This window comes from Mucilaginibacter celer, assembly GCF_003576455.2.
In the GTDB taxonomy this organism is placed as follows: Bacteria; Bacteroidota; Bacteroidia; order Sphingobacteriales; family Sphingobacteriaceae; genus Mucilaginibacter; species Mucilaginibacter celer.
Genome location: NZ_CP032869.1, coordinates 5,203,506 through 5,225,251, shown reverse-complemented (window position 1 = coordinate 5,225,251; position 21,746 = coordinate 5,203,506). Strand labels below are relative to the sequence as shown.

Genomic DNA, 21,746 nt, shown 5'->3' with positions numbered 1-21,746 from the left:
CTATTTTCAAACAGTTGCACTTCTGAAGGTTTTACAGTTTAATTTCTTCGTCTTTTGATGAGAAGAAATGGAACTCTGTGATTTGGTAGGATGGGTTACTTTTAACCTTTATCCACTGTCCGTATTTAACAAACCACTTCATTTGGCGGTTGTAGATGCCTTTTTTAATGTAGGCTTCAATGTACGGGTGTACACACAGGGTTATGCCCTTTTCGTTTTGCTCGGTTAGGATGTAATTGAAATTGTTTTCAATATCGTCCATCAGCAAAATGGTTGGCCTGATAGTGCCGGTACCGTTGCAGGTTGGGCAAACCTCGCTGGTTACAATGTTCATTTCGGGCCTTACACGCTGACGGGTGATTTGCACCAGCCCAAATTTGCTTGGAGGCAAAATGGTGTGCTTGGCACGGTCGTACTGCATTTCGGCGCGCAGAAAATCAAAAAGCTCTTTGCGGTTTTGCGGTTTGTGCATATCGATAAAATCTATCACCACAATGCCGCCCATATCGCGCAGGCGCAGTTGCCTTGCAATTTCTTTAGCAGCTTCCTTGTTTACCTGGTAAGCGTTCTCTTCCTGGTTTTCTTTGCTGGCCGTGCGGTTACCGCTGTTTACGTCGATAACGTGCAGGGCTTCGGTATGTTCAATTACCAGGTAAGCGCCACCGGCAAGGTTAACTGTTTTGCCAAAGGCCCCTTTAATTTGTTTTTCGATACCGAAGTGATCAAATATCGGCTCCTTATGCTTGTGCATGCGGACGATATTTTCCATATCGGGCGAAATTTCATGAATATATGAACGAATTTCTTCGAACATACCATTATCATTGGTGTAAATGTGCTGAAAATCGGGGTTCAAAATATCCCTCAGGATAGTTGATGTACGCCCAATTTCGCCTAAAACTTTTTTAGATGGCTCAACTGATGGCAGTTTGGTTATAAACTGCTCCCATTTCGAGATCAGATCAAGCAGATCTTTTTGTAGTTCTTCAACACCTTTACCCTCTGATACTGTACGGATGATAACGCCAAAATGCTTTGGCTTAATGCTTTCAACAACCTTACGGAGGCGGTTACGCTCGGTATTGCTTTTTATTTTTTTCGAAATCGAAATCGCTTCCGAAAAAGGTACTAAAACAACATATCGGCCTGCGATAGACAGGTCGGAACTTAAGCGTGGCCCCTTGGTTGATATGGGTTCTTTAGCTATCTGTACCGGGATAAGCTGATTTTTGGTTAATATCTCAGAGATTTTTCCTCCCTTATTGATATCGGCCTCCAACTTAAACCCATCCAATAGCTTTGATTGATATCCCCCGCTACGTACTTGTTTGGTAAGCTTTAACAGGCTTTGCACCTGCGGCCCCAGATCAAGATAATGCAAAAAGGCATCCTTCTCATAACCAACATCCACAAAGGCAGCGTTAAGGCTGGGCATAATTTTTTTTATGCGGCCCAGGTAAATATCACCAACAGTATAGTTGTTGGTAACCTGCTCTTTATGAAGTTCTACGAGTTGTTTATCCTGTAGTAATGCAATAGTAGCTCCGTTAGGGGATGAATCGATAATTAATTCCTTTATCAATTGCTACTCCATTTTAACGGCAAATACCGTAAGTTAATATTGGGATAAAAACGCTAATAATAAAAAGTACCCGCCCCGTATTGAGGCAGGTAAAAACCACGTTGGTTAAACGGGCTTATTTCTTTTTATGTCTGTTTTTTCTTAAACGTTTTTTACGTTTGTGGGTAGCCATTTTGTGTCTTTTACGTTTTTTACCGCTCGGCATAATAATAATTTTTAAATGTGTGTTAATTATTTAATTCCTTTATAAATCCATCAATGCGCTGACTGAATACAGGGTCAGGCATCATGTCCTTGCACTTTTGGTAAGCTTCAATAGCTTCCTTTTTCATGCCAAGTTGCTTGTAACTTTCGGCCAGGTAAAACGTTGGCTCAAGTTTCTCTTTTCTGTCAAGCGTAAGCAAGGTTTTAAACCTGCCAACCGCTTTTTCATACTGGCCCGATTTCATGGCAAACATACCCAAGTTAAGGTTAGCGTTCCAGTTGTTCGGGTCTTTTTTTACCACCTCAAGCAAAAGCGCGATGCCTTGCATGGGGCCTGCTGCACCGTTTACGTAAGCTATACCTAAGCCTGTTTTACCTTCAAGGCTTTCGGGTTGCTGCTTTAAAACATTTTGAAATGCTTCGGCGGCGTTGCTTACAAAAGCGGGCTGCAATAAAGTATCCTGTGTTAGTTTATATGCATCATTAAAACGGTTACCTGCGTTTACCCAGTCCTGTACTTTGTTTTGCTCGCGGGCAGCAGCCTGATAGTAAAACGCGGCGGGTGCAGGTTGGTTAACATCGTCCCACTGTTTGGCAAGTTCCCTTTGCAGGGTTACCTCGTCGGTTCCGGATGCTTTTTTTAACTGGCCTTCAAGGTCGTTGATCTTAGCTGAAAGCGCGCCCCCAATAGCGGCTTTGGCAGGTTCAGATACCATATCAACGGTAACATTGGCGGCGGGCTTTTTAGCGCCTGCTTCGGCAGTCATAGCCGGTTTGCCTTTTTTATCGTCTTTTGGTTTAACCAAGCCTTTAACAGGCAGAAAATACAAATAGCCCATAATAACAACTACGGCTGCACTAACTGCTATTTGTTTTTTATTCATGATGGCGTATAATTATTTTTTGCTGGTTTTGTTACCTGATTTCACTTTCTCAACAAAAGTTTTAGCTGGTTTAAAGCTTGGTACAAAATGCTCAGGGATAATGATGGCAGTGTTTTTTGAAATGTTACGGGCTGTTTTTTTAGCACGTTTTTTAACCACAAAGCTACCGAATCCTCTTACATAAACGTTTTCGCCGCCAACCATCGAGCTTTTAACCACTTTGAAAAACGCCTCAACAGTTTCTTGCACGTCTACTTTCTCTATACCTGTCTTTGATGAGATTTCAGTTATAATTTCTGCCTTAGTCATATCTTATTTACTTAAATTTATTTTATAAATACTTAACTGTTTTGGGGTTGCAAAAGTATTGCTTTATCCGTTAACAGCGAAATATTTATCCGATTTTTTTTGTTCAGCCCTTAAAACCTACATTATCGTTACAATTTTGAGTATGAGAGCCTTATAAATGATTGGTGAAGTGCCCGTTTTGTGATAAGTTTTTGAAGGTAGAAATGTACTGTTTTACACTAAGTGAGGCGGCAGAAAGGAGGCCGCGGTCTACCTGCCTGCGGGCTATTTACTCACCCCGGCTACGCTTCGCTGGCCGACCCTCTCTACAGCAGGCTGTAAAGAGGGTTAGAAAAATAAAACTAAAAACCCCTTCTTTGCGCGCAGCGTAGAGAAGGGTAACGAGCGCAGCGATGTCGGGATGAGTAACCTCTGCGACCGGTTTATCCCCCCTGTGTTTGTTTTTACCCCAATCAATCCCCCAACACATCCTTACATTTACACCGATGAATTTTGCCGACGAAATAGTACAATGGTACTTAATCAATAAACGCGACCTGCCCTGGCGCAATACAACCGATGCCTACACCATCTGGCTATCAGAAGTGATACTGCAGCAAACCCGTGTTGAACAGGGGATGCCTTATTTTTACCGCTTCCTGGAGAAATACCCCGATGTAAGCAGTTTTGCTGCCGCCCACGAAGACGAGATTTTGAAACTATGGCAAGGCCTGGGCTACTACTCGCGCGGGCGCAACATGCTTAAAACGGCACGGCTGGTGCAGGAAACTTATAGCGGTCGTTTCCCCGATAGTTATAATGAGCTGATCAAATTAAAAGGCATTGGTGAATATACTGCCGCTGCAATCTCTTCATTTGCCGCCAACGAAGCAAAAGCAGTGGTAGACGGGAACGTTTACCGGGTGCTGGCCCGTTACTTCGGTATCTATGAGCCCATAAACTCCACCCAGGGAAAAAAAACATTTCAAAAGCTTGCAGATGATTTTCTTAATAAGAAAATGCCGGGATTGCATAACCAGGCAATGATGGAGTTTGGCGCGATGCTTTGCAAACCCAAAAATCCGGCCTGCAATGTTTGCCCGGTACGCCCCGGTTGCGAGGCTTTTAAAACCGGTGCCGTAGCGACCTTACCGGTTAAGCTAAAAACCGTAAAAATACGCGAACGCTTTTTCAATTACTTTTTGATAACTGATGGCGATACCGTTTTAATGAACAAAAGGGGCGAAAACGATATATGGGCCAATATGTTCGACTTGCCGATGATAGAAACCGGCTCAATTTTACCCTTAGAAGAGTTATTAAAACAACCAGAGGTTTTAAGCGTTTTTGGTAAAAAGATAGATGCTGCCGAAGTTTCGCCGGTTCATAAACACATTTTAACCCACCAGCGGCTTTTTGTAAGGCTGATACAAATACACAATCAGCCGGAAATAAAAACCGATAAAAACTGGGTGAAAATTGATGTTCAAAACCTGCCAGGTTTAGCTTTGCCCAAAATCATCTTTATATTATTAAAAAATATTTTTAATTTGTAAAAGAATTTAGCGTTATTTATGGCATGTCTGGAATAAACAAAGTTATACTCGTTGGCCACTTGGGGAAGGACCCCGAAATACGAAACTTAGAAGGTGGGGTGTCTGTAACGAGTTTCCCTTTAGCAACTTCAGAAACATTTAACAAGGATGGGCGTAAGGTTGAACAAACCGAATGGCACAACATTGTGATGTGGAGGGGGCTGGCAGAAATAGCAGCCAAATTTCTGTCGAAGGGAAAACTGGTTTATATTGAAGGCAAATTACGTACCCGGTCGTTCGAAGACAAGGAGGGCGTAAAAAAGTACACAACAGAAATTGTAGCCGAAAACTTCACTATGCTTGGTCGCAAAAGCGATTTTGATGCCGATACCCCAAAAACCTCGGTAAAAGGCGGTGAGTCGTTTATCGACGATTCGCTGGATGAGGAAAATTATTGATTTGATGGTACTTTACTAACCAACCCCAGAAAACACAAACAGCCCCCGGAATTTCCGGGGGCTGTTTGTGTTTTAAAGTGAATCAATTATAAAAAACGTCATTGCGAGGTACGAAGCAATCCCCGACTTACAGGGCGGACTTGCATTGCCCCTCTGCATATTGGGGATTGCTTCGTGCCTCGCAATGACGTGTTGGGTTTGGAGTATATCCTACCTTCCTCCCGGAGGGCATTTAGCCTTCAAGTACTGTGTAAACAAAGTACGTAAATGCTCTGTAGTGCCTTCACCCTCCGAAATAGAGTGTGTACGGTTAGGATACGACATTAACTGGAACTGACGGTTGTATTTCACCAGTTCATCAATCAGCTCTTCGGCATTTTTATAGTGTACGTTATCATCTCCCGTACCGTGAATGTAAAGCAGATTACCTTTCAGGTTTTTAGCATAAGTGATAGGCGAACCTTTAATAAATGCCGCGCGGCCGGCATCATCTGTGGGTACACCCATGTAACGTTCCTGGTAAATGTTATCATAAGTAAGCTGATCGCCTACTGCGGCTACGGCTATACCGGTTTTGTAGATATCACCATACTGAAACATCAGGTTAAGGGTTGACGAACCGCCACCGCTCCAGCCATGCACCGCAATACGGGTTGAATCAACAAAAGGCCATTTAATGATCTCTTTAGCGGCCATAGCCTGGTCGCGGATGTTGATGATACCGATGTTTTTGTAGATAGCCTTGCGCCACGCAGCACCTTTAGGTGCGGGAGCGCCACGGCCTTCAACCGACATATAGATGTAACCATCATCGGCCATACTGCCTTCATAAAGCCTGTTACGGCCGGTACCCCAGGTATCGGTTACGGTTTGGCCTGCAGGTTCGCCATAAACGGTAAACAGTACAGGGTATTTTTTATTCGGGTCGAAATTGGTTGGCTTCATCATCCAGCCGTCCATCTCAATGCCATCAACCGTTTTAATTTTGAAAAACTCGGGCTTGTTTTTAGCGCTGTTATCAACAGTTACCACGGTACCTGCAATATGTTTATGCTCTGGCAGGCTTACCACCTCACTTTGCGGGCGGGTGTAGCTGTTATTAAAGTTATGCAATGCTACTTTGCCATTAGGCGAAATATCATAGCTGTGCGTGCCCGGCTCATCAGCAGGCGAAACGCGTTCGGCCTTGCCGCCGCTCAGTTTAATTTTGTACAGGTATTTTTGGGTAGCGTTATCGGGCGAGGCGATGAAGTACACATAACCCAAAGCCTTGTCAACCATATCAATGCTGATCACATCGTAATTGCCTTTGGTTATCAAGGTTTCTTTGCCTTCGCGGGTTACTTTGTATAAGTGCCTCCAACCGTCTTTTTCGCTCAGCCAAACAAAGCTTTTGCCTTTTTCAATCCAGCCCCAGCCTACAGGATCGCCACCGGCTACACGTTCTTTAACGTCTATCCACGAGTCGTTATGCTCTTCGCGGATGGCGCGTGTAGTTCCATTTGATACATTGCCGATAAAAATGCGGCTTTCGTTTTGGGCTCGGTTTAACTGCTCCAGAACTATCTCGTTGGAGTTTGCTGCCCATTCCATGTTGGGGATGTAATGCTGCACTGCATCACCCGGAACGTTGATCCATGTGGTATTGCCTGTGCCTACAGTTACTACACCCACCCTGCACGAACTTGGATCTTCGCCCGCTACAGGATACTCAACCGGAACCACAAAAGGATAGATCGAATCTGTAGTGTTAAGCATTTTGTAGGTTTTGATCTTGCTTGCGTCCAACTGCCAGTAAGCAATAGACCTACTATCCGGCGACCAACGGAAACCATCGCGGCAGCCAAATTCTTCCTCGTAAACCCAATCAAAAGTACCGTTGATCAATGTACGGGTGCCATCGGTGGTTAATGGCTTAACCGAACCATCGGCCAAATCTTCCATGTAAATATTATGGCCGCTTACATAAGCAGCTTTAGTACCATCCGGCGAAAACTTGGCAAACATCAACGATGATGCTGGCAGGTTTTTGCCCAGTTGCCAAAGTTTTTTGGCATTGCTATCATACACCCAGTAATCGCCGCGGGTATCATAACGCCAAACTTTTTTAGTGTTGGTGTTGATGAGCACCTTTTTGTTGTCTGCGCTAACGGTAAACCTTTTTACACTGATGGCGGCATGCCCGGCCGGTGTAAGGTCTTGTTTGGTAACAAATACAGTTTTTTTCGAAGTGTCGCGCGCGTCGATCATCAGGATCTGGCCACCGGTAATGCGGTAATACTGGTACCCATCGCGGGTCCAGTTCACACCGCCGCGTTGTGCCTGGGCGGTGTACTGAACCGAAGTTAACAGTAGCGCGGCAAGGAAAGTTAATCCCGAACGGTAAAATTTCATATACATTTAGTTTGAATTAATAGAGCGGCCTTATTTTTATTTATTAAGTAATGCCACGGTAAATTTTGCGTTAATTTAGCACAATCAACAAATCTAAATCCCTCTGTAATGAAAAAAATACTTCTGTTACTCGCTGCATTCGCACTTTTTTATGTACCGGTAAGCGCCCAGCATGCCGACAGGAGCAAGTTTATTAAAGATAGTTTAGATCTGTACATCAGCAAAGCCCTTACCAACTGGCGGGTACCGGGTATGGCTGTCTGCGTAGTTAAAGATGGCAAGGTTGTGCTGATGAAGGGTTATGGTATTAAAGAGCTTGGGCTGATGAACAAGGTTGATGAAAATACCCTGTTTATGATAGGCAGCAATACCAAAGCTTTCACCGCAACAGCCCTGGCCATGCTCGAAACCAACAAAAAGCTCTCGTTAGATGAAAAAGTAACCAAATACATCCCCGAGTTTAAAATGCAGGATAAGAACCTAACCGATGAAGTAATAGTGCGCGACCTGCTTTGCCACCGCCTTGGCTTTCAAACTTTTCAGGGCGATTTTACTTTTTATAACACCGATTTAACCCGCGAAGATGTAATACAACGCCTGGGTAAAATGAAGCCGGTTTATCCTTTCCGTACCCGCTGGGGATATACCAACGCTGCGTTTTTAACCGCAGGCGAGATTATCCCGCGGGTAGCCAATGGGCATTCGTGGGAGGCTTATATTAAAGAAGCCATTTTTGCTCCGTTGGGGATGGGTAATAGTTTGGCTTTAAGCAAAGATCTGCCCAAATCAATAAACCGAACCGTACCGCATACTATTGTTGATGGCCGGTTAACACCGATACCTTATTGCCAGATTGATGGATTGGCTCCGGCCGGGGCCATCAGCTCGTCGGTTAATGATATGAGCAAATGGGTAATGGCCTTGCTCAATAACGGTAAGGTAGGCCAGCGGCAGGTAATCCCCGCAGCCGCTATCCTGGCCACCCGCCAGCCGCAGGATATTGTGGGCAGCGTTCAGCACATGAACGGCGAAACCAATTTTGAGCTTTACGGATTAGGCTGGTTTATACAGGATTATTCAAACCACCGCTTAATTATGCACGATGGCGGGGTTAACGGTTACCTGTCTTCAGTAACATTGGTGCCGCAGGATAACCTGGGAATTGTGATCCTGACTAATACTGATCAGAACATGATTTTTGAAGCTTTACGCTGGGATATTTTGGATGCTTATCTGAAACAGCCTTTCCGCAATTACAGCGAGGCTTATTTAAAGCAATACAAAGCTAATACAGCCACCGAACAGGCAAACGACCGGAAGCTGAAAGATTCGGTAGCGCTTAATCTGAAACCTGCTTTACCGGTTAACAAATACCTGGGCAAATACAGCAACGAGTTTTACGGCAATATGGAAGTTACCCAGGGCCAGAACAACAACCTTGAAATGCGTTTTGAACATCACCCTAAAATGTACGCGTTGATGCAACCGCTTGGCGGCAACCGTTTTTATGTAACTTTTTCTGATCCTACTTTGGGCAAGGCGATATTCCCTTTTACCGTGCAAAACGGTGATGTAACCGGTGTACGGGTAAAAGTTGCTGATTTTGTGGAGCGGGGGGCTTATGAGTTTAAGAAGTTGTAATAAATCCAGGCTTATATCGCTTATTACTGATCGAAGTTGTGATGTTATAGTACTTTTGTGAATCTAAGAAAATGTCGAGCAGAGGTGGGATAGCGTGTTGGCGTGAGGAGAAATCTTGTGCGCGATGCAAGGCTATATCGATATCGAAAAGCAGGGCGTACAAGATTTCTCCTCACGCCGACCACTCAATTCCCTTCGTTCGTCGAAATGACAACAGCGTAAAATTTAGAAGAAAAATTTCTTAGATATAAATGTTCCTTAATTAGATATCTCCCTCAAAACTTCAAATTAACCTTTAGCCATTCCTGTACTTCATCCTGGCGGGTAATTTCGGCGGGGAGTTTATCGTGGATGAGTTTTTCCATTTTATTGCCTGTATTTGCGAAGCGATAATCCCACATCAGCATCAGTTTATTGATGAGGTAAATTACTTCATTGCCCTCTTCTTTAGTGAAAATAGTATCGTCGGGTTTACCGGTTACACGCGGATCGTTATACAGGTAAGCGTTCCATTTATAGTCTGTGTAATGCAGATTTCGTTTCGAAAAGAGGATCATGTTGGGGTAATTTCTCTAAATGTACGCATAAATAAGCGCATTGCGGGTTATTAGCGCAAATGAGCGTATTATATAAAGCGCCGCGGTAACAACATTCCCATTAAACTTTCCCGATTAAATAGTAATTTCAGCGCAGTTAATTTAAGTTGATGAAAAAATTACTATCTATTTCGGCAGCTACCCTGCTGGCCTGCAGTGCTATGGCGCAGGAACCTCAAAAAGCCATTTATTACGAAGTTTCGTTCCCTAACGTGGCCCACCACGAGGCCGAAATAAGCATGACCATTCCGCAGGCTCCCTCGGGGCCATTTAAGGTGCGCATGAGCCGCTCGTCGGCTGGCCGCTATGCCACGCACGAGTTTGGCAAAAATATTTACAATGTTAAAGCAACCGATGTTGATGGCAAACAACTGGAACTAACCCAGCTTGAAGGTGATGTTTACCAGGTTGAGGAACACCCGGCCGCAGTGAAAATAAGCTATACCCTTTTTGCTAACTGGACCGACGGTACTTACGCATCTATCGATCCGAGCCATGCCCACTTAAACATGCCTGCCACTTTTATGTGGGTAGTAGGGCAGGAAAAACGCCCGCTTACTTTCTCTTTTAACGATGTGGATAAACTGGGATGGAAAATATCTACCCAGTTAAAACATGTGGGAGCCAATGTATACAGCGCACCCGATATGCAATACATGATGGATAGCCCCACCGAGCTTTCAAATAACAATGTAAGCAGCTGGGAGGTAACCAATACAGATGGCAAAAAGGAGAAAATAAACCTCAGCGTACACTCAGACGATAGCCAGGCCGTAATTGATAATTTTGGTAAGATGATCCAGAAGTTGGTATTGGAAGAAAAAGCGGTATTTGGCGAATTGCCGACTTACGATTTTGGCGAGTACACTTTTGTTACCGATATTAACCCTGCGGTATCCGGTGATGGTATGGAACACCGTAACTCAACCTGTATCACCATCCCGGCACCTAAAGTTGAGGGCAGCGAAAAATACCTGATGGGTGTATTTGCGCACGAGTATTTTCATAGCTGGAATGTTAAACGTATCCGCCCAAAATCGTTGGAGCCATTTAATTTTGAACACGCCAACATGAGCAGCGAGCTTTGGTTTGCCGAAGGTTTTACACAATACTACGGCGAGTTACTGCTGGAGCGCTCGGGTTTTGTTTCGTTGGATGATTACACAAGCACCATTGCCGGTTTGGTTAACCAGATCCTGAACACACCGGGTGCAGCCAAATATTCGGCAGCGCAAATGAGCCGCTACTCGGTTTTTGCCGATGCCGGTGTTTCTATCGACCCAAACAATAACACCAACGATTTTACCAGTTACTATACCTATGGCGGAGCCATTGCCCTGGCTCTTGATCTGCGCTTACGCAGCGAGTTTAATTTAACGCTTGATGATTATATGCGTGCTGTTTGGCTAAACCGCGGCAAGGTAATGAAGCCATACACCATTCCCGATTTGCAGACCGATTTGGGCAAGGTTACCAATAACCCCAAATTTGCTGCCGATTTCTTTAAGCGCTATGTTAATGGCATCGACAAAAACAATTACGAGCAATTATTAGCTAAAGCAGGTTTGTTATTACGTAAAGCGCAGCCGGGCAAAGGCTGGGCAGGTTCATTAGCCGCTCAACCTGCGCGTGGCAGATCGGGCCAGGCACGGGCTGCAGGTGCCGAAGGTTTGCCGATACTATCAAGCACAACTATAGGTACACCGGTTTACAAGGCAGGCCTTGATGCCGGCGATGTGATATTGAAAGTTGATGGCAAGGATATTAAGGAGCAAAAAGATTTTAACGATGTGATTGCCGATAAAAAGCCGGGCGATAAGCTGGTGGTGAATTATAAAAACCGCACAGGCGCACACGAAACTACTATCATTCTTGAGGAAAGCCCGTATTTTGAAGTGGTGACTTATGAAAAAGCAGGCATGCAATTAAGCAAGGATCAGGAAACATTCCGTAACAACTGGCTGCAAAGCAAAGTCAAATAAATTATGAAGAAAGTATTTATCACCACCGCGGCTTTGTTAAGCCTTTCGGCATACAGCTTTGCACAGGATGTAAACAAACGGATTAAGCAGGCTGATGTAGCCCGCATTATCAAAACCCTCTCGGCCGATGATATGCAGGGCCGTGCCACCTTTACTCCGGGCATTGAAAAAGCAGCTCAGTTTATTGAAAAAGAATATAAAAAGGCAGGCCTGAAGCCAATGGCGGGTAACACAGGTTACCGTCAAAATTTTACCATGGTGCGTTCAACACCGGGTAAATTAACAGTTAGCATTGACGGCAAAGCCATTGCGGCCGACAGTGCCTTCGTATCAGCCGCCGAATCATTTAGCTGGGCCGGAGACAAGGATGTACAGATAATTACTGTAGGCCCTGATAAAGATTTCCGCACCGAATACCGCAAGGCATTTAAAAACGGTGCTAAAACCCTGCTGCTTGTCGATCCTAAATTTAAAAGCCTGTTTGGCAGGGTTAAAAGTTTTCTGGGCGCTGGTGCAACCAACTTTAAGGGCAAGGCCAAACCTCCAATCGTATTTGTATCGGGCGTTTTTACAGGTGCTATCAACTTTGAGGTAAACTGCGAGATAAGTAACAAGGAGCTGCCGCTGTTTAACGTAGCAGGTATCATCCCTGGCAAAACCAAACCGGATGAATACGTAGTTTTTTCGGGCCACTACGATCACCTGGGCATAATCAAGCCCGATAAGCCCGGCCTAACCGATAGCATTGCCAATGGTGCCGACGACGATGCTTCAGGAACAACCGCTGTAATAAGCCTGGCTAAATACTACAAAAAGCTGCACAGCAATGCCCGTACGCTGATATTTGTAGCCTTTACGGCCGAAGAGATTGGCGAGTACGGTTCGGAGTATTTTGCAACACAGGTTACCCCCGATAAGGTAGTTGCCATGTTTAACATCGAGATGATTGGCAAGGCGTCAAAATTTGGTACCAACTCGGCGTTTATCACCGGTTTCGAACGCTCAGACTTTGGCACCATCCTGCAAAAAAACCTCGAAGGCACTGCCTTTAAATTTCATCCCGACCCATACCCTGATCAAAACCTGTTTTATCGCAGCGACAATGCATCACTGGCCAAAGTTGGCGTACCGGCCCACACCATCTCAACAGATCAGATCGACATTGATAAACTATACCACACCGTTGGCGATGAGTTTAGCTCATTGGATGTAAATAATATCACATCAACCATCAGGGCCATTGCCCTCAGTTCGCGCTCCATTGTTTCGGGTAAGGATACGCCTAAGCGGGTGCCGAAGCTGGAGGAGTAATTGTCTGAATCAGAATTTGCAGAATTTTAGAATTTACAGAATTGGAAAAATAAAAATTGCTGAACCAGTAAAGCTCCGCAGCGGGTTTGGTGCAGCGTAATTGTGGTAAATAATAATTTAAGCTGAAAACTTAAATTCGCCCAAGACAAAACATCGTTTCATTCTGTTAATTCTAAAATTCTGTTAATTCTGATTCAGACAACATGAACACCATCCCCAAAATAGCAGTAGTAGGCCCGGAGTCCACAGGCAAATCAACCATGTCTGAATACCTGGCGGCCTACTATAATACCATAGCTGTACCCGAATACTCGCGCGAGTACTGCGCCAATCTGGTTGGCGAATGCACTTTTCAGGATGAAATAAACATGTTTCATGGCCAATTGGCGCTCGAAAAAAAGCTGTTACCGCAAGCCAATAAGATACTGATCTGCGATACCACCTTTTTAACCGTAAAAATCTGGAGCGAAGAAGTTTTCGGCCATGCCCCGCAGGAAGTACTCGACGAGCTTCCCCGCCATCCTTACAATTTTTATTTACTGTTAGATATCGACCTGCCCTGGCAGGATGACCCGCTGCGTAACTTCCCCACCAAACGCGAATATTTTATGAACGTATGGCACCGCGAATTGCAGGCGCTGAACGCAAATTATACCGTAATATCCGGCCTGGGGCAGGATAGGTATGATAGTGCGGTGAGGGCGGTGGGTAACTTCCTGGGCTGTTGATTGTCTCAATCAGAATTTACAGAATTAAAGGATTTTCAGAATTACCTGTCATTTTCAATTTCCATTTTGCTAATTCTCAAATTCTGTAAATTCTGATTCAGACAAAATCCCCCTTGCAAATAATCAGCGAAATCAACGCAATCACCCCAAATCAACGGTCATAGCTCAACAAAATCAAAAAAATTATCCCTCTTTAAAATTTTTTTTCCAACACTCGTGCAACGTTGCAAAATACCCTGCGTCTATTAACCTGAAGCTGGTCATAAATTTGGAAGCGTTATATATTGATAAACATTACAACCTGGTAGTTGAGTGCAAGCGGGGCAGCAAAAAGGCCTGTTATGAACTCTATCGACTATACTCGAAGGCTATGCTGAACGTGGCCTTCAGGATTGTGGGCGATATTGCCGAGGCCGAGGATGTTTTGCAGGAGGCCTTTGTGGATGCCTTTGCCAAGCTGAAGGATTTTAGGCAGGATACCACGTTTGGCCTCTGGCTTAAGCAGATCGTAGTTAACCGGTCAATCAATATGCTGCGCAAACGCAGGTTGGAACTGGTGGAATTGGAAGACGGTCACCTCGAAAACATTGCCGACGATGAAGGCTGGGACGACGAAGATGTGCAATACCAGGTAGCCCGCGTAAAACAAGGCATGAAATTATTGCCCGATGGCTACCGGGTGGTATTATCATTATACCTGCTTGAGGGTTATGACCACGAAGAAATTGGACAAATATTGAATATATCAGAAAACACATCAAGAACACAGTTTTTGAGAGCTAAAAGGAAGTTGATTGAAATTTTAAACAGGAAAGGAACAGTATCATGAGCAAGCGATTTGAAGATTTCATGCATAACAATAACGAAGAATTTAACGAGATAGAACCATCGGCCGATTTATGGGGTAAAATTGAGGCGCAACTCAATTTTTTGGACGAGGAGGACAGGCAGCCCAAAAAGCGCGAAGCAAAAACTTTTTCGCTGGGCTTCGTGCTCAAAGTGGCCGCATCGGTAATCATTGTAATGGGTATAGGGTTCGGCATATATATACAAAGCCAAAAAGGCAGCAAAGGGGTAGATCTGGCGGCCATTAACCCGGAGTACGCACAGCAGCAGGTGCACCTGGCATCGCTGGTTGAAACCAAGCTTACCGAGCTTAAAACAGCATCTAAAAATGATCCGCAGTTATACAAGGAGTTCAGCGCCGAGATAGCTAAAATGGATTCGACCTATAAAAAACTAAACAATGATTTAGCCACCAGTCCTAACCAGGAGCGTGTTTTACGTGCAATGATCCGGAATTTGCAAATACAAACCGAGGTACTAACTCAGCAATTAAATATAATTGAACAGTTTAACGAGATGAAAAAGGAACAAAGCAATGAAACTAAAAATATTTAATCCGGCCCTGTTAATGCTTATTGGTTTGCTAACTATAAGCACAGCAAACTTTGCCCAGGTAAAGCCCAAAACTCCGCGCGCCGCTAAACCCGCAACGCCACCACCGCCGGCTGCCGATACCGACGACAATGATGACGACTGGACCCCGGCTACCGACAGCAAGGAGTATCAGCAAAAAATGAAGGAGCTGAACACCAAAATGCGCGAACTGCAAAAACAAATGAGCAGCCTGCGCCAGCAGCAGCAAAAACAGATGCATTTACAAATGCAGATGAAAATGAAAAACCTGGCTAAACTTTATAAATTTAAATTTAACGATAGCAGTTTTAAATTTAAATCGCTGGATAGCCTGAAATTTAAACAGTTTGATAGCATGAAGTTTAGCCAGAACTTTGATATGATGGTGAGCCCAAACATCAACTTCGGCTTTAAAAACTTTGATCAGAACTTTAGCTTCAGCTATGATGATAACAGCAGCTACAAGGAGCAATTGCAAAATGGCGATATTGTTGAAAAAACAAAAAGTTACAGCAAAAGCTATTCGATAGATGGTAACGATTTAATTAACATCGATAATAAATACGGTAAAGTAACCGTAAACACCTGGGCTAAAAACGAGGTAAAGGTTGATGTGCAGATTGTGGTTGGTGCCAACGATGAGGATAAAGTGCAGAAAATGCTGGATAATGTAAGCATTAAAGATGGTAAAGACGGCTCTGGCGTATGGTTTAAAACATCCATTAACCAGGGCGATAATGATAATGACGGTGGTATTTGGGGTTCATTGTTTGGCAAAAAGAACGGCTTCCGTAAAATGGAGATCAATTATACGGTGTATATGCCGGCCAAAAACCCACTTACTATTAATAACAAATACGGCAGTACCGAACTTCCTGATCTGGGTGGCAAACTCATCATCAATAACTCATACGGCAGCCTGCGCGCCAGGGCATTAACCAACCCGGCCAGCCAGATTAAGGTGAGGTATGGTAGTGCCACCATCGAAACCCTAACCGGCAGCGACCTGGATGTGGCCTACGGCAGCCTTAACCTGGGCGATTGCGATAAAATTAATGCTGATGTAAGTTACGGTTCGGCAAAAATTGGTAAGATAACTACATCGGGGAACATCAACGTAAAATTTAGCGGTGCGCTTAATATTGCCGAGGTGGACAAGAATGTGAAAAACCTTTCGGTAAATTCATCATACTCAAGTGTAAAACTGGGGATAAGCGATGCGCAAAATGCCGATTTTGATATTACCGTTCGTTACGGCAGCTTTAACTACAATGGCCACGATGTTAATATCACCAGCAAAACCCCGGCCGATGGCGAGCGCGGTTTTAACCCAACTAAAACCTATAAAGGCCATTTGGGTAAAGGAAACAGCGATAAAACCATTACCATCAGCACCAGCTATGGTAGTGTGAGTTTTGATTGAGGAACAATAGCAAATATTCTCTAACTCGCGTCATTGCGAGAAACGAAGCAATTGCGAACTATACAGGGCAGATTTGCTTACTTGCTATTGCTTCGTTCCTCGCAATGACGTTTTTTATAGAAGCCTGTTATCACACTAAATATTACTTAGGAAAACTAAACTTCCCCATCAATACCGCCGGGTTATCCCCAATTTTAACAGGCTCGCCACTTAATGCCTCATTGCCCAATAATGCAAACAGTATTGCTTCCTTGGCATCCGGATCAATACCTAACATGTTGCTATCATCAATAACAACATCCGGTAACAGCTTTTTAAGTTCTGCAATAACAAAAGGATTCCTGGCCCCGCCGCCGCTGGTAAAAATTTTCAGGTCATCAGCATTGATATTTTCTTTTACAAATGCGGCTATAGAATTCGCAGTAAATGCGCTTAGTGTGCTCACCAAATCTGTGTGATTAATATTTTCAGTGCCAGATGCTTTTTGTGCTTCCGCAACCAAATCAAGATTAAATAGCTCAGGCCCGGTGGTTTTCGGGGCCTTTTCGGTAAAGAACGGATGCGCGAGCAAAGCTTCCAATAAAGCTTCATTTACCTTCCCGTTGTAAGCAATAGCCGAATCTTCATCGTAAGGCTTATTAAAATAACTGCGGCAGGCGGCATCAATCAGCGTATTTCCCGGGCCGATATCGGTACAAAGCACATGGCTAAAATCGCCGTCTCCGGGCAGCCAGGTTAAGTTGGCAATACCACCAATGTTAAGCAGAATCCGGTTCTCGCGGGCTTTGCTGCCCAATAGCACATCGCCATATAAGGCTAAAGGAGCACCCTCGCCGCCCGCAGCTATGTGTTTCTGCCTGAAATCGCTGATGGTGAGGATGCCGGTTTTTACAGCCAGATGATCGCCATCACCAATTTGCAGCGTAGCGTTAAGGTAGTTTTCATGCTGATGCAAACGTTTGGGGGCATGATAAATGGTTTGGCCGTGACTGGCTATGAAATCAATTTCGGTGGGTTTGATGTTCCAGCTGTTCAAAGCCTGCAGTATTAGTTCGCCATGGTAGGTGCCTATGTATGCGTTAAGTAAAGTTACTTTTTCCAGGTCGGCCAGGCGTTTGGCAAATACTTGTTGTACTTCCAGTTTAAAGCTCTCGGGGTAGGGGATGGTTATAAAATTTACCAGTTCAAACCTGGTATTGGGTCCGGTGCCGGTAAACCTGCACAAGGCTATATCAAGCCCGTCTAATGAGGTGCCCGACATTAGGCCGATCCCCGTTTTGGTAGCTTTTTGGGCGATATTGAACAGGTGCTGCAGGTTGGGGTTTAAAGGTATCATAGGCTAAAAGCATTTACCGGTGCCGCCTTTTAAAAGTTAAAATAATAGCAGCACATTGTAAATATCTGATATATTTGTTTTGCAACAAAAACCTCTACATATTCCTAAAACTACATGGCACGATTAAATTTACTGGAAGAAACGCGGTATGAAAAATTACCGGTAAGCGTGTACAGCGATGCAAAAGCAGGCTCGGTGGCCGTAGCCGACCGCATAGCCAGGCTGATTAAAGCTAAACAGGCCCGCGGCGAAAAGGCTGTATTAGGCCTTGCCACCGGCGTAACGCCGATAGCAGTATACAGCGAACTGGTACGCCAGCACAAGGAAGAAGGGCTGAGCTTTAAAAACGTGATCACCTTTAACCTTGACGAGTATTATCCCATGAAACCCACAGCGGCGCAAAGCTATGTGACGTTTATGTACGAAAACCTGTTTGGCCATATTGATATTGATAAGGCTAATGTACACATCCCTGATGGTACCTTGGATACGGACGCTGTTGTGGCTTTCTGTTTGGAATATGAAAGGAAGATAGAAGAACTTGGCGGGTTAGATTTACAGATTTTAGGTATCGGCCGTACAGGCCACATCGGTTTTAATGAGCCGGGCTCGGCACCAAATTCGGGTACGAGGTTAGTTACTTTAGACGATTTGACCCGCAGTGATGCCGCCAGGGATTTTGGCGGTAAAAGCAACGTACCTACCAAGGCCATTACCATGGGTATCGGCACGATATTCAAAGCCAGGGAGATTATCCTGATGGCCTGGAGCAAAAAGAAAGCCCCGATTATTAAAAAAGCGGTGGAAGGAGAGATCTCGGGCGAGGTACCTGCCACTTACCTGCAGCTATCAGATAGTGTAGAATTTGTACTGGATGTTGATGCTGCATCAGAACTAACCCGTTTTGATACCCCGTGGCTGGTTAAAGATTGTGTGTGGGATAACCAACTGAAAAAGAAAGCGGTGATCTGGCTGGCGAATGAGATTCACAAGCCGGTATTGAAGTTAACAGAAGAAGATTACAATACCCATGGCATGGCCCAACTGGCGGTAGAGCAGGGCCCGGTATATAATATCAACATCGATATTTTTAACCAGATCCAGCATACCATTACAGGCTGGCCGGGCGGCAAACCCGATGCTGATGATTCGCAACGCCCGGAAAGAGCTTTGCCTGCCAAAAAGCGAAGTGTCATTTTCTCCCCTCACCCTGATGATGACGTGATTTCGATGGGCGGTACATTTATTCGTTTGGTTGATCAGGGGCATGACGTACATGTAGCATATCAAACCTCGGGCAATACCGCGGTATGGGATGATGACGTGTTGAGGTACATGGAGTTTGCCATCGATTTTACCAAATCAATAGGTGAAGACGCAGCCCATCTTCAAAAATCGTACGAAGATATGCGTGCCTTTTTCCCCACCAAACAACCTAACGAGATAGATACACAAGAGATCCGTAACGTAAAAGGCTTTATCCGCAAAACCGAGGCTATCTCGGGTGCAAGATATGCAGGCCTCGAGGATGATCACATCCACTTTATGGCGCTGCCTTTTTATGAAACAGGTAAAACCAAAAAGAATTCGGTAGGCGAAGAAGATATTCTGCTAACTATTGATCTGCTGCAAAAAATAAAACCACACCAGATTTTTGCTGCCGGCGATTTTGCCGACCCGAACGGTACGCACCTGGTATGCTTTAAAATTATCCTTGCCGCATTGGAAAGATTAAAAGGCAAAGAAGAATGGGTTGAGGATTGCTGGTTATGGATGTACCGCGGCGCGTGGCATGAGTTTGAAACGCATGAGATAGAGATGGCCGTACCGCTATCGCCGCAGGAAGTTATCCGCAAACGTAATGCAATTTTCAAACATCAATCGCAAAAAGACAGGCCTGTATTTCCGGGCGATGATGCGAGGGAGTTTTGGGTGCGCGCCGAAGACCGCACCCGCGATACCGCCCAGCGTTACGACCGCCTTGGCTTGGCCGAGTATGAGGCTATGGAGGCGTTTAAGCGATATATGTATTAGTAAAATTTTAACCCCGGCGCCCGTGGAGACACGGGCGTTTTGCATCATTTGCCTTGTAAGCACGGCAACATGAGCATATAAAAAAGTGGGGCCGGTGCGATTCTCTCCCCGGGAGGGTGTAGGGAGAGGTTTCGCCGACAAGCTTATCAACTAAGCATGGCGTACAAACCCCTCCCTGCCTTTGCTCAATTCCCATCACACCCCGCCCAAGGGAAGGAATTATAAAACAATGACCGAAACAACAACCACCGATAAACCCAAACGCCTCCTCTCCCTCGATGTATTTCGCGGGGCCACCATCGCTATGATGATCCTTGTAAATGATCCGGGCGATTGGGGGCATATCTACGCACCGCTCGAGCACTCCAAATGGAACGGCTGTACTCCTACCGACCTCGTTTTCCCGTTTTTCCTGTTCATGGTAGGCGTATCGGTTATTTATTCGATGGAGAGCAAAAAAGATACTCTTCCGCATGGCAAGCTGATATTGAAGGCGCTGAAGCGTATGGTGATCCTACTGATCATCCCATGGGTAACCCAACTTATTTTTCATCCCGACGGAGGATTAGCACATCTGCGGCTGCCGGGTGTATTGCCGCGGATAGCATTGGTATATTTTATTGCAACTGTGCTCTACCTCAAAACATCCCAAAAAACGCGCGATTGGATTTTGGCCGGCGCACTGATCGGTTATTTTATTATCATGACCTGCATCCCCGTACCGGGCGCTGGCTATGCCAACCTCGAACCCGAAACCAATATGGGTGCCTGGATAGACCGGCTGATATTTACCCCCGATCATCTCTGGCGCGAATCGCACACCTGGGACCCCGAAGGTTTGTTAGGCACCATCCCCGCAGTAGCAACAGCTTTGTTCGGAATAAGAGTAGGTACCTGGCTAAAACGTAAAGACCGTGACGACCAGCTGAAAACCGTTTGGTTGTTTACTTACGGTATCAGGGCGGTTATTGTGGGCTTGATATGGGATCTTTTCTTCCCCATTAACAAAGCCTTATGGACAAGCTCGTTTGTACTTTATACCGGCGGCCTGGCAACCATAGGGCTGGCGTTAACCTATTGGCTTATCGATGTGCAGGGAAATAAACGGTTCACCTATCCTTTTGTAGTATTTGGTACCAATGCCATAGCTGCTTACGTATTATCGGGTTTTATTCCGCATTATATGGGGATGATTAAAATTGGCGGGCATTCTATTTATCAAACGTTTTTTGCGCCCTATTTTTCGCCGGTAAATGCATCGTTGGTAAGTGCTATATTTACGGTAGCCATTTTGTGGCTGGTGATGTGGGTGTTCTACACCAGAAAGATTTTTATCAAAATTTAAAATGAACTTAAAACTTAAACTTATCGCACTGGCAGGCATAATCCTGCTTTCTTTTTCAACCTTAAAGGCGCAAACAAACAATCAAACTTTCACCGCGTCGCACCTAAAAGCTGCAGAAGAGTTTCTTATTGCCTCCCGCACCCAAGATCAATTTGATGTTATGATGGATAATGTGATTAAACAGATGGCAGAAAAAATTGATGATAACCAGCGTGCGGCTTATATAAAAGTGATGAAAGCCTTTAATAGAAAATATTTAAGCTGGAAAGTACTTAAAGAAAAGTTAACCTCTATTTATGCCGCCGGGTTCACCGAAGCAGAGCTTAATCAACTTAATTCTTTTTATAATTCTCCCATCGGAAAAAAATTCGTTGCAGTAAACGCGGAATTATTACAGCGTGTGAACACTTTAACGCTGGATATTACAGCCGAACATAACACCGAACTGGAACAAAACCTGGCTTTGGCTTACAAGCATACCGACCCGCCTGCTGTTATGGAATTCATTACGCCTTCTATACCTCTGCCAGCGCCAAAAACGCCTGAAGAACATTAATTTTCAAAACTATACTTTGTAACTAAGATT

18 protein-coding genes are annotated in these 21,746 nt (G+C 44.7%); 12 read left to right on the top strand and 6 right to left on the bottom strand.

Annotated elements, in window-relative coordinates; all coding sequences use genetic code 11:
* Positions 1 to 31 precede the first annotated feature (31 nt).
* The 3 genes from HYN43_RS21500 to HYN43_RS21490 form a co-directional block, all read right to left on the bottom strand.
* Positions 32 to 1,582 (bottom strand): Rne/Rng family ribonuclease, encoded by a 1,551-nt coding sequence (locus HYN43_RS21500; RefSeq protein WP_109609550.1) that lies wholly within the window; start codon positions 1,580 to 1,582, stop codon positions 32 to 34.
* 227 nt (positions 1,583 to 1,809) lie between these two features.
* A complete protein-coding gene (locus HYN43_RS21495) occupies positions 1,810 to 2,670 on the bottom strand; it encodes a tetratricopeptide repeat protein (RefSeq protein WP_119405997.1) in 861 nt (286 codons plus the stop codon).
* Positions 2,671 to 2,682: 12 nt separating this feature from the next.
* A complete protein-coding gene (locus HYN43_RS21490; RefSeq protein ID WP_090534644.1) occupies positions 2,683 to 2,979 on the bottom strand; it encodes an HU family DNA-binding protein in 297 nt (98 codons plus the stop codon).
* A gap of 485 nt (positions 2,980 to 3,464) precedes the next feature.
* On the opposite strand from HYN43_RS21490, the gene mutY reads away from it, so the two are divergent.
* Positions 3,465 to 4,514 (top strand): A/G-specific adenine glycosylase, encoded by a 1,050-nt coding sequence (gene mutY / locus HYN43_RS21480; protein WP_119405995.1) that lies wholly within the window; start codon positions 3,465 to 3,467, stop codon positions 4,512 to 4,514.
* Positions 4,515 to 4,537: 23 nt separating this feature from the next.
* Complete coding sequence (locus HYN43_RS21475) at positions 4,538 to 4,951, top strand: single-stranded DNA-binding protein (protein ID WP_119405994.1); 414 nt, start codon at positions 4,538 to 4,540, stop codon at positions 4,949 to 4,951.
* A 210-nt stretch (positions 4,952 to 5,161) separates the two neighbouring features.
* Here HYN43_RS21475 and HYN43_RS21470 read toward each other — a convergent pair whose 3' ends face one another.
* Positions 5,162 to 7,351 (bottom strand): S9 family peptidase, encoded by a 2,190-nt coding sequence (locus HYN43_RS21470; RefSeq protein WP_425373691.1) that lies wholly within the window; start codon positions 7,349 to 7,351, stop codon positions 5,162 to 5,164.
* A 102-nt stretch (positions 7,352 to 7,453) separates the two neighbouring features.
* Here HYN43_RS21470 and HYN43_RS21465 point away from each other — a divergent pair, with 102 nt between their 5' ends.
* Positions 7,454 to 8,986 carry a serine hydrolase gene (locus HYN43_RS21465; protein ID WP_119405992.1) on the top strand — a complete coding sequence of 511 codons (1,533 nt, stop codon included), beginning with the start codon at positions 7,454 to 7,456 and terminating at the stop codon, positions 8,984 to 8,986.
* A gap of 275 nt (positions 8,987 to 9,261) precedes the next feature.
* Here HYN43_RS21465 and HYN43_RS21460 read toward each other — a convergent pair whose 3' ends face one another.
* Positions 9,262 to 9,543 (bottom strand): hypothetical protein, encoded by a 282-nt coding sequence (locus tag HYN43_RS21460; RefSeq protein ID WP_119405991.1) that lies wholly within the window; start codon positions 9,541 to 9,543, stop codon positions 9,262 to 9,264.
* Positions 9,544 to 9,692: 149 nt separating this feature from the next.
* Here HYN43_RS21460 and HYN43_RS21455 point away from each other — a divergent pair, with 149 nt between their 5' ends.
* From HYN43_RS21455 to HYN43_RS21430, 6 genes are all read left to right on the top strand, one after another.
* Positions 9,693 to 11,564, top strand: coding sequence for a M61 family metallopeptidase (locus HYN43_RS21455; protein WP_119405990.1), 1,872 nt, complete (start codon positions 9,693 to 9,695; stop codon positions 11,562 to 11,564).
* Positions 11,565 to 11,567: 3 nt separating this feature from the next.
* Positions 11,568 to 12,875, top strand: a complete 1,308-nt coding sequence (locus tag HYN43_RS21450) for a M20/M25/M40 family metallo-hydrolase (RefSeq protein ID WP_119405989.1) — start codon at positions 11,568 to 11,570, stop codon at positions 12,873 to 12,875.
* Positions 12,876 to 13,078: 203 nt separating this feature from the next.
* A complete protein-coding gene (locus tag HYN43_RS21445; protein ID WP_119405988.1) occupies positions 13,079 to 13,603 on the top strand; it encodes an AAA family ATPase in 525 nt (174 codons plus the stop codon).
* Positions 13,604 to 13,871: 268 nt separating this feature from the next.
* Positions 13,872 to 14,432 carry an RNA polymerase sigma factor gene (locus HYN43_RS21440; RefSeq protein WP_119405987.1) on the top strand — a complete coding sequence of 187 codons (561 nt, stop codon included), beginning with the start codon at positions 13,872 to 13,874 and terminating at the stop codon, positions 14,430 to 14,432.
* Complete coding sequence (locus tag HYN43_RS21435) at positions 14,429 to 15,004, top strand: hypothetical protein (RefSeq protein WP_119405986.1); 576 nt, start codon at positions 14,429 to 14,431, stop codon at positions 15,002 to 15,004. The genes HYN43_RS21440 and HYN43_RS21435 overlap by 4 nt, the downstream gene beginning before the upstream one ends.
* The gene (locus tag HYN43_RS21430) at positions 14,985 to 16,445 is read left to right on the top strand and encodes a DUF4097 family beta strand repeat-containing protein (RefSeq protein WP_119405985.1); all 1,461 of its coding nucleotides are present in this window, start codon (positions 14,985 to 14,987) and stop codon (positions 16,443 to 16,445) included. Before HYN43_RS21435 ends, HYN43_RS21430 begins: the two co-directional genes overlap by 20 nt.
* Before the next feature lie 142 nt (positions 16,446 to 16,587).
* Here HYN43_RS21430 and HYN43_RS21425 read toward each other — a convergent pair whose 3' ends face one another.
* Positions 16,588 to 17,781, bottom strand: coding sequence for an anhydro-N-acetylmuramic acid kinase (locus HYN43_RS21425; RefSeq protein WP_119405984.1), 1,194 nt, complete (start codon positions 17,779 to 17,781; stop codon positions 16,588 to 16,590).
* Positions 17,782 to 17,895: 114 nt separating this feature from the next.
* Between HYN43_RS21425 and HYN43_RS21420 the strand changes: the two genes are divergently transcribed.
* The 3 genes from HYN43_RS21420 (at position 17,896) to HYN43_RS21410 (ending at position 21,716) form a co-directional block, all read left to right on the top strand.
* Entirely contained in the window at positions 17,896 to 19,815 is a 1,920-nt protein-coding gene (locus HYN43_RS21420) for a glucosamine-6-phosphate deaminase (protein WP_119405983.1), read from the top strand.
* Between the two features lie 229 nt (positions 19,816 to 20,044).
* The gene (locus tag HYN43_RS21415) at positions 20,045 to 21,160 is read left to right on the top strand and encodes an acyltransferase family protein (RefSeq protein WP_119405982.1); all 1,116 of its coding nucleotides are present in this window, start codon (positions 20,045 to 20,047) and stop codon (positions 21,158 to 21,160) included.
* A gap of 1 nt (position 21,161) precedes the next feature.
* On the top strand, positions 21,162 to 21,716 hold the full coding sequence (locus HYN43_RS21410) for a DUF2059 domain-containing protein (RefSeq protein WP_119405981.1): 555 nt from the start codon (positions 21,162 to 21,164) through the stop codon (positions 21,714 to 21,716).
* Positions 21,717 to 21,746 lie beyond the last annotated feature (30 nt).

Excerpts from the sequence above, each read along its gene's own strand:
- HYN43_RS21495 (WP_119405997.1), bottom strand. The coding sequence starts at position 2,670 with ATGAATAAAAAACAAATAGCAGTTAGTGCAGCCGTAGTTGTTATTATG.
- HYN43_RS21490 (WP_090534644.1), bottom strand. The coding sequence starts at position 2,979 with ATGACTAAGGCAGAAATTATAACTGAAATCTCATCAAAGACAGGTATA.
- mutY (WP_119405995.1), top strand. The coding sequence starts at position 3,465 with ATGAATTTTGCCGACGAAATAGTACAATGGTACTTAATCAATAAACGC.
- HYN43_RS21475 (WP_119405994.1), top strand. The coding sequence starts at position 4,538 with ATGTCTGGAATAAACAAAGTTATACTCGTTGGCCACTTGGGGAAGGAC.
- HYN43_RS21470 (WP_425373691.1), bottom strand. The coding sequence starts at position 7,351 with ATGTATATGAAATTTTACCGTTCGGGATTAACTTTCCTTGCCGCGCTA.
- HYN43_RS21465 (WP_119405992.1), top strand. The coding sequence starts at position 7,454 with ATGAAAAAAATACTTCTGTTACTCGCTGCATTCGCACTTTTTTATGTA.
- HYN43_RS21460 (WP_119405991.1), bottom strand. The coding sequence starts at position 9,543 with ATGATCCTCTTTTCGAAACGAAATCTGCATTACACAGACTATAAATGG.
- HYN43_RS21455 (WP_119405990.1), top strand. The coding sequence starts at position 9,693 with ATGAAAAAATTACTATCTATTTCGGCAGCTACCCTGCTGGCCTGCAGT.
- HYN43_RS21450 (WP_119405989.1), top strand. The coding sequence starts at position 11,568 with ATGAAGAAAGTATTTATCACCACCGCGGCTTTGTTAAGCCTTTCGGCA.
- HYN43_RS21445 (WP_119405988.1), top strand. The coding sequence starts at position 13,079 with ATGAACACCATCCCCAAAATAGCAGTAGTAGGCCCGGAGTCCACAGGC.
- HYN43_RS21435 (WP_119405986.1), top strand. The coding sequence starts at position 14,429 with ATGAGCAAGCGATTTGAAGATTTCATGCATAACAATAACGAAGAATTT.
- HYN43_RS21430 (WP_119405985.1), top strand. The coding sequence starts at position 14,985 with ATGAAACTAAAAATATTTAATCCGGCCCTGTTAATGCTTATTGGTTTG.
- HYN43_RS21425 (WP_119405984.1), bottom strand. The coding sequence starts at position 17,781 with ATGATACCTTTAAACCCCAACCTGCAGCACCTGTTCAATATCGCCCAA.
- HYN43_RS21420 (WP_119405983.1), top strand. The coding sequence starts at position 17,896 with ATGGCACGATTAAATTTACTGGAAGAAACGCGGTATGAAAAATTACCG.
- HYN43_RS21415 (WP_119405982.1), top strand. The coding sequence starts at position 20,045 with ATGACCGAAACAACAACCACCGATAAACCCAAACGCCTCCTCTCCCTC.
- HYN43_RS21410 (WP_119405981.1), top strand. The coding sequence starts at position 21,162 with ATGAACTTAAAACTTAAACTTATCGCACTGGCAGGCATAATCCTGCTT.